A 1,138-nucleotide genomic window follows, 5' to 3' on the forward strand; every position below is an offset into this window, starting at 1 on the left:
CCCCTCAATTTGCTTCATACTCTGTAACGGCAGCCCCACCAGAAGCTTTAAAGAATTTATTACCGAGCTCATCAACACAAAAGTTGCCGCAGGTTCATCAGGAAATACCGTGCCCTATCTCACTTATCTCGAATAAAAGAGCCTGAATAAACATCACATAGACTCGTAACTGGCACAGTTCATGCTTAGTTTTGTTGGGTGCCGATTTTTCGACGCCCATAAAAAAGGCCGACAATGTCGGCCAAAGAAGAGCTTACGCTCAGGAGAACAACCTCGAGGGTGACAGAGTGAACGATCTGCGCAACACTCGAGGGGTATACCAATAAGAGAACATCTCTTTCGATAGGACAAGGCGTAAATCCGAACACCCCATTGTTCCATCTTCTTACCAGGGCGGCCTGAACAACCGCCCTTTTCTTTTTCTTGAATTCCCGATTAGTTCTGCAGCAAAGAGAGTGCTGACTGCGGACGCTGGTTGGCCTGGGCCAGGATGCTGGACGCAGCCTGTTGCAGGATATTCTGTTTGGTCATGTTGGCCGTTTCGGTCGCGAAATCTGCATCACGAATACGGGAACGCGCAGCCGAGACGTTTTCGGAGATATTGGACTGGTTGCGAATGGTGGAATCCAACCGGTTTTGCACTGCACCCAATTCAGCGCGTTTGCCATCTACCACTGTCAGCATAGAGTCAACTGCCGCCAGTACGTTCTGGGCATTGCTCTGGCTACTGATGCTGATACCACCGGCACTACCGCCCGTGAAGACGGTGGAGATACCAACGGCTGCCGCCGTAGTCGCAATCGTAGTTGCTGCCGCTGCCGCGATCCCGGAGATGCTGAAGCCATCGGCCTGGGACAGGCTGAAGCCGATGGTTTGGTTGGCATCCGCACCGACCTGGAAGGTGCCACTAAAAGAGCCATCCAGCAGCTTGGTGCCCGCAAAGGTGGTCGCGGTGGAGATACGGTTGATCTCGGCGCCCAGCTGATCCACTTCTTTTTGCAGGGCTTCCCGATCCTTGGCGGAGTTGGAGCCGTTGGCAGATTGCTGAGCCAAAGTACGCATGCGCTGCAGCATACCGGTCACTTCATCCATGGCCCCTTCGGCAGTTTGTGCCAGAGAGATACCGTCGTTGGCGTTG

General features: G+C 53.4%; 1 protein-coding gene. It reads right to left on the bottom strand.

What is annotated here, in order from left to right; translation table 11 throughout:
* Positions 1 to 435: 435 nt before the first annotated feature.
* Positions 436 to 1,138: flagellin (locus tag CUC44_RS20585; RefSeq protein WP_100861721.1), on the bottom strand; the 703-nt coding region annotated here is incomplete at its 5' end.

It is taken from the genome of Aeromonas lusitana (assembly GCF_002812985.1).
GTDB lineage: Bacteria > Pseudomonadota > Gammaproteobacteria > Enterobacterales > Aeromonadaceae > Aeromonas > Aeromonas lusitana.